Consider the following 3,268-nt stretch of genomic DNA (forward strand, 5'->3'; position numbering starts at 1 on the left):
GCTCAACCGTCCTTGGGCGTGCTCAACGAGAGCCTGCTGCAGGGCGCGGGGGCGGGGGACGCTGCCGATCGACTCAGTGGGGATGGTCATGACACAGACCACAGGAATTCACATGTGTCGAGACACGGAGGCACCGGCAGGCCACCACGGCCGCGCTGCTGGCGGGAGACACGGATGGACTCACGGCCAGGATTCGCGTTGCCGCCGGTCACCGGCAGCCCAAGGAAGTCCGGTAGCCGACTTCCACAGGGGATCAGCAAATCTGCGGCGGGCGTGGCGACCTCCCCCCACCGAATCAGGATGCCCGCTCGGGCGTTGAGTTGATCCGGCGACGCGGTGAGCCACGACTTCACGTGTGTGGGTAAGCCGGCCACTGCCCGGTGCCCCTGAAGAGTCCGCGAGCTGAGGGGCTCAACGAGTGAATTCCCGACCGCATGATGCACTTGTGATGACATGGGGTGATATCTGGAGTGAAAACTTGTCATGATGGGTGCTCTCCGGATCCAGCGACCTCGCCGTACCTCTGGGAGTGATGGTGTTCGACCTGAGCCCGTTCACCGTGGCGTGTCCACAGGGGCGGAAGCTCCTCATCGGTGCTGGCGACAGTTTGGCTCTGCGCCGCGAATGCCCACAGCTGGTACGACCAGAGCGGGCTGGAGATCACCGGTCGGGCGGCGAGGACCACCTTGAAGGTGAAGGTCAGCGGGGCACAGCCTGGTGGCCCACTGGAGAACCCACGTCATGCTGATCTCCGTCTTCTCGGCCCTTGCCACCCCCACGGGCGACCTACTCACCGTGATGGTCCTCGCGGTGCCGATGACCGCTCTGATCGCCCTGTCGCTGGCCGTGATCATCTGGCGCGACCGAGCACACACGCGCCAGGCAGCGCCGGTGGCGCTCTCGCCCGGCGAGGGGTCGTCGCTCGATCTCGCGCCGTCGCGGATCGAGGTCCCGGTGGGAAGCGGGGCAGTGACACGCCGTCGTCCCGCCAAAGAGTCGACTCGGAGGCATCGATGACCGCCAACAGCGTCCGGCCGCACGCAAACCCGGCCGCTACCGTCCCGCGCCGCGTACTCATGGGGCGTGCGGCGGTTCTCCTGGGCCACCTGCTACGCGGCGGCGCGGCACTCGTGAGCCACACGACGGTCGGTGTCCTGCGCGGCGACCTGGATACGCGCCGGGACCGCTGGTTGGTAGACCTGGTGACCCGGCTCGGACCCGCGTTCATCAAGGCCGCCCAGCTGCTGGCCACCCGGGTAGACGTGCTGCCGCCCCGCGTATGCGCCGCACTCGGCCGGCTGCACGACTGTGTCCAGCCCGTGCCGTTGATGGCCGGGGCCGACGAACTGCGTGGCACCGGCCTCGTACTGGACCGGGGGGCCGACGGTGTCGCCCGGCCTGTCGCCGCGGGCAGCATCGCCTGCGTCTACCGCGCCACCGCCCCCGACGGCCGAAGGATCGCGGTGAAGGTACGGCGGCCCGGAGTCGCCCGGCAACTGACGGTGGACCTGGAACTCCTGCGCAGGAGCACCTGTCTGTTGGCCCGGCTGCCACGGATGCGCGGTATTCCGGCCGTCGCCGTCGTCGACCAGATGGCGCAGGCGGTCCACGGCCAGCTGGACTTCCTGCGGGAGGCGCGCTTCCTGGAAAAGTTCCGGGAGAACATGGCACAGGAGTCCGGTATCCGGGTGCCCGCCGTGCATCGGGACCTAAGCGACGACGGCCTTCTGGTCATGGAGTTCGTCGAGGGCCTACGGCGCCGTGCGCCCCACGAGTTCCCGGAGATGGCCCGCGAGCAGGCGGTGCTAGCGACGCTGCGTGGCATCTACCGGATGCTTTTCATCGACGGGCTGGTCCACTGCGACCTGCACCCCGGCAACCTCTACTTCCTGCCGGACGGTGAGGTGGTACTGGTGGACGCCGGCTTCACGGTGCGTCTCGACGAGCGGACACGGGCCGCGTTCGCCTGGTTCTTCCTGCAGATGTCCGTGGGGGGTGGTGAGGCGTGTGCCGAGATCGTCCTGTCCACGGCGACCGCCGGGCCGGATGCCGACACGGACGGCTTCAGGCGCGAACTCGCTACTCTGGTGCGGGGGAACAGTGGGGTGTCCGCAGCGGACTTCGACCTGGTGACGTTCGCGGGCTCGCTGTTCGACATCCAGCGCCGCCATAACCTTTACGCCGCACCGGAGTTCGTGTTCCCCCTGTTGTCCCTGCTGGTGCTGGAGGGCACCGTGCGCGCTTTCGCCCCGCAGGTGGATTTCCAGAAGGTGGCCGGTCCGTATCTGGTTGAGGCCCTGCTCGGCGACGCCTCTCAGCCAGCCGACTGAGAGCGGCTGCTCATCGCCTCCAGAAACGTCAGCGGTGCGCTGCTGGTCCGAGACGCCGCGCCCCGCCATCTGGGTGACGCTGTCGGTCAGTCCGGGTCGGCGTCAGTCCCCAAGGAAGGGTTGCGGGTTGCGGGGCTGACGCCGTCGGTTGGGGAATGCGGGTATCGACAAGGCCAGGCGCATCTGATGAGACAGCGGCGGAGACGGTGCGGGTGGTGCGGGACGCGGCTCAAAGGGAGCCTGGAAATCGGACTGGGAGGGGCCGTGAGGGCCCATCGACTTCAAGAGCGCATCCACCGGTGGAGACCGCTTCCAGCGCGGGCAGGCGGTGGTCCGCATCCAGTCCTCCATAGAGAGATGCGGTCGGGGTCTATGCCGGCCTCCGCTGCGGCATCGGCAGCGATGCGCCGCGCCGCGTGATGGACAACAAGCATGCCGAAGAGCTCTTGCCTGATGCCGTTCAGGTCGCAGGAAGGCCGTCTCGGCTTGTCGGGTAGGTGCGGCGCATTTGCCACGCCGCACCCCCCTCAGAACCGGACGTGTGGCGCTAACCGCATCCGACTCAAGCGGGCCTTGAAGGCCCCCGGTCAGCCAGAGCGGCTGGTCTCCGTGGCTCGTTGTCACCGCGCCAGCGGTGGCAGTGAACGTGGGCGAGTCGAAAGGCGACGGGATCGCCGGACTGGCTTCCGTCCGGTTCGGCGGTGAGCGCGTTCGCGCGTACCGCCGTCCGGATCGCCCGCAGCCCCTGCTCCCATCCTGGGGGCTCTGCGGCTGCCGGTCGGCGTGCAGGAAATGACTTCCGCAGAGCGGGCACCGGGGCCGTGCTGTCCTTTTCCAGTCCCGTAGAGCTCGTAACAGGATCTTGGTGAGATGCCCTGGTCGGGCGTAACCGGTGTGATGATTCGGCCGTTCGTGAGTGTGTGAGTACTCGGCCGTGG

The 3,268-nt window shown here is 68.1% G+C and carries 2 protein-coding genes; both read left to right on the forward strand.

What is annotated here, in order from left to right; genetic code table 11:
* The first annotated feature begins 741 nt into the window (after positions 1 to 741).
* Positions 742 to 1,017: a hypothetical protein gene (locus ACIPYQ_RS41155; protein ID WP_401259808.1), complete on the forward strand. Its 276-nt coding sequence runs from the start codon at positions 742 to 744 to the stop codon at positions 1,015 to 1,017.
* Complete coding sequence (locus tag ACIPYQ_RS41160; protein ID WP_401259810.1) at positions 1,014 to 2,330, forward strand: ABC1 kinase family protein; 1,317 nt, start codon at positions 1,014 to 1,016, stop codon at positions 2,328 to 2,330. Before ACIPYQ_RS41155 ends, ACIPYQ_RS41160 begins: the two co-directional genes overlap by 4 nt.
* Positions 2,331 to 3,268 lie beyond the last annotated feature (938 nt).

It is taken from the genome of Streptomyces sp. NPDC090045 (assembly GCF_044747975.1).
Taxonomy (GTDB): Bacteria; Actinomycetota; Actinomycetes; order Streptomycetales; family Streptomycetaceae; genus Streptomyces.

Coding starts and splice junctions, on each gene's coding strand:
- ACIPYQ_RS41155 (WP_401259808.1), top strand. CDS start 742: ATGCTGATCTCCGTCTTCTCGGCCCTTGCCACCCCCACGGGCGACCTA.
- ACIPYQ_RS41160 (WP_401259810.1), top strand. CDS start 1,014: ATGACCGCCAACAGCGTCCGGCCGCACGCAAACCCGGCCGCTACCGTC.